General features: G+C 63.7%; 3 protein-coding genes and 1 pseudogene. 2 read left to right on the forward strand and 2 right to left on the reverse strand.

The window, feature by feature from the left end:
• Together WA702_RS19510 and WA702_RS19515 are read right to left on the reverse strand one after the other, a co-directional pair.
• The coding region (locus WA702_RS19510) for an iron-sulfur cluster assembly protein (protein WP_425112177.1) at positions 1-248 on the reverse strand (248 nt) is incomplete at its 3' end.
• A gap of 129 nt (positions 249-377) precedes the next feature.
• Entirely contained in the window at positions 378-824 is a 447-nt protein-coding gene (locus tag WA702_RS19515; RefSeq protein ID WP_425112178.1) for a VOC family protein, read from the reverse strand.
• Positions 825-1,093: 269 nt separating this feature from the next.
• Between WA702_RS19515 and WA702_RS19520 the strand changes: the two genes are divergently transcribed.
• Both WA702_RS19520 and WA702_RS19525 read left to right on the forward strand, forming a co-directional pair.
• On the forward strand, positions 1,094-1,963 hold the full coding sequence (locus WA702_RS19520; protein WP_425112179.1) for an NAD(P)-dependent oxidoreductase: 870 nt from the start codon (positions 1,094-1,096) through the stop codon (positions 1,961-1,963).
• A gap of 202 nt (positions 1,964-2,165) precedes the next feature.
• Positions 2,166-2,932, forward strand: a pseudogene (locus WA702_RS19525) (sensor histidine kinase); the annotation flags it as partial.

The following is a 2,932-nucleotide window of genomic DNA, read 5'->3' on the forward strand; positions in this document are numbered from 1 at the left end:
GCCTTGCGTTCCGCCGTCAGCGCGATCATCGCCAGCGTGACGCCGGGAATGGCGCGCACCGCGGCCTCGGCCTGTGCCCGGGTGGTCTCCCAGGCCCGCGCCTCGGCGGCCTCGACATTGATCGAGAAGAACACCTTGCCGTCGCCGGCCGTGATCGCCGACAGCACGTTCGCGTCGGGAAGCGCGACGCCGCGCGGCGATTTCACTTGTTTCAGGGCATCCAGAACCTGCTGCTGCGTCACGCTCAAACCACATCTCCCGACTTGAGAGCGCGCGGCATGGTCGCGCGCTATCGTGTTGACCGAACGTGTCTTCCGCCATCAGCCGGCTTTCGACCCGCTCGAATTGACTTCACCGCCCCAATAGAGCGATCCGGCTCAAAAGGCTACCTTGGTTCCGATGTCGGCGGCGGTCTCCAGCGGTGCCTCCTCGACCTGCTCCTTGGCAGCTTCATAGTTCAACTCGATCATTACGCCATTGGGGTCATGCACGAAGATTTGCCAGAGCTCGCCACCCGGGACCTGTCGTGCCTCGAATCCCATGCCCTTCTGCTTGAGCCGTGTTTTCATCGCATCGAAGCCGCGGCTGGCAAAGGCGACGTGATGGACCACGCCGGAATCTGGCTTCTGCGGCTCGCTGGTGCCGGAAATGTCGACCAGATGCACGACCGCCCGGCCCTCGCTGTACATCCAGGCGCCCGGAAACGCGAAGTTCGGCCGCGCGCCGTTGTCGAGGCCGAGCACGTCCTCGTAGAAGCGGACAGTATCAGTGAGATTCCGGGTCCGGATGTTGAAATGATCGAGCACGCCCACGCTCACGCCCATATGTCACTCCCTTGTTCTTGATGACCGTCGGTTGGACGGATTTCGTTGCGCCAGGACAACTTTGCAAGCCGTCCTGACGATGTGAGCTTAGCACGAACTGCTGACATTGCCGCCCTGCGGGAAAGCCCGCACGAAGTCTTGCTCTCGACCATCCAGCGTTTAAGGTGCGCCGTCGATCGCCCGTCCTGAAGTTGCCGCGGACGGCCTTCCAGAACAAGCCCGGTCATTGTGCCGGCGAAAACCCCAAGGTCATCAACAAGGTTTCTCAAATGGCTAAAGTCGCTTTCATCGGCCTCGGCGTCATGGGCTTTCCCATGGCAGGACATCTCGTGAAGAAGGGCGGCCACGAGGTCACGGTCTATAACCGCACCGCAGCAAAAGCGAAGGAATGGGCCGACAAGTTCGGCGGCAGGACCGCCCCCACCCCGAAGGCCGCGGCCGAGGGTCAGGATTTCGTGATGTGCTGCGTCGGCAACGACAACGATTTGCGCGCGGTGACGATCGGCGCCGACGGCGCCTTTGCCGGCATGAAGAAAGGCGCGACCTTCGTCGACCACACCACGGCCTCGGCTGAAGTGGCACGTGAGCTCGACGCCGCAGCCACCAAGGCCGGCTTCAAATTCATCGACGCCCCGGTCTCGGGCGGCCAGGCCGGTGCCGAGAACGGCGTGCTCACGGTGATGTGCGGCGGCGCCGAGGATGCCTATGCCGGCGCCGAGCCGGTCATCGCGGCCTATGCGCGGATGTGCAAGCTGCTGGGGCCCGCGGGCGCCGGCCAGCTCACCAAGATGGTCAACCAGATCTGCATTGCCGGCCTGGTCCAGGGCCTCTCGGAGGGCATCCATTTCGCCAAGAAGTCCGGGCTCGACATCCCCTCGGTGATCGACACCATCTCCAAGGGCGCCGCGCAATCCTGGCAGATGGAGAACCGCTACAAGACCATGAACGACGGCAAGTATGATTTTGGTTTTGCGGTGGAATGGATGCGCAAGGACCTGTCGATCTGCCTCAGCGAGGCCCGTCGCAACGGCGCGCATCTGCCGGTGACCGCGCTGGTCGACCAGTTCTATTCCGAGGTCGAGAAGCTCGGCGGCAAGCGCTGGGATACGTCGAGCCTGCTGGCACGGCTGGAGAAGTAGCGCCCGAGCGGCAGTGCCGCGGGATGCGGACAACATGGCGCAAGCCGGTCTCGTGAGAGGCCGGCTTGCGCCGGACACAAGCATTAATTTAACGCCCGATTAACGGAAATGTTTGGTTCTTTAAGGCACCTCTTAAGGATTTCGCGCGAGTTATAGACAATGCAAAAGCCCGCGCGGCCGGCGGGCAGGATTTGTGTTGTTCATGAGTAAACCCGCTGAAAAGCCCGAAATCGTCGAGCTTCCGGCCGATCCGCCTCAGCTTGCACCGGCAAGCCAGCGCCGGGCGGCCCAGCAGCGGGTCCGCGAGGCACGTGACCGGTTAACGTCGACATCGGGAACACGGCCCGCCTTCGATCGCGAGCTGCTTCGGCAATACGCGGAGACGCGCATCTCCGCATCCTATGTCGTGATGCTGCTGGTGGTCGTCACCGGCCTCCTGCTCTCGATCTGGCTGCATCCGATCTCCGCCGGCGCCTGGACCTGCGGGCTACTGTGCATCCACGCCGCCATCGTGCGCAATTGCATGAGCTTTCTCGCCGAGCAGCCATCGCTGGCGGAGACGCGGCGCTGGCGCACGCGTTTTGTCCTGCTTGATCTGCTGTATGGCATCTGCTGGATGGCGGCGCTGATCCATCCGGCGCTTGCCGCGGTCTCCAGCACGCTGATGATGTTCCTGATGCTGCTGGTGATTGCCGTCTCCAGCATGCTCGCCGCCAATTTGCCGATCGCGGCGCTTGCCACCACCGCGCCGGTCGCAATTGCCATCGCGCTCAATCTCGCGCTCTCGGGTGGTCTCGACGACTACATGCTGGCCGCGTTTGCGCTCGCCGCCGAGGGCTATTTCGCGCTGCTGGCGCACCGGCTGCATTCGACGACGCTGGCGACGCTGGAGGCCCGCGCCGAGAAGGACGCGCTGATCGGCGAGCTCGAGCAGGCCAAGGCGATCTCCGACGAGGCGCGCTACCGGGC

It is taken from the genome of Bradyrhizobium sp., assembly GCF_049798375.1.
In the GTDB taxonomy this organism is placed as follows: domain Bacteria; phylum Pseudomonadota; class Alphaproteobacteria; order Rhizobiales; family Xanthobacteraceae; genus Bradyrhizobium.

What these genes read in the sequence shown, in the direction of transcription:
- WA702_RS19515 (WP_425112178.1), bottom strand. Translation starts at nt 824, where the DNA reads ATGGGCGTGAGCGTGGGCGTGCTCGATCATTTCAACATCCGGACCCGG.
- WA702_RS19520 (WP_425112179.1), top strand. Translation starts at nt 1,094, where the DNA reads ATGGCTAAAGTCGCTTTCATCGGCCTCGGCGTCATGGGCTTTCCCATG.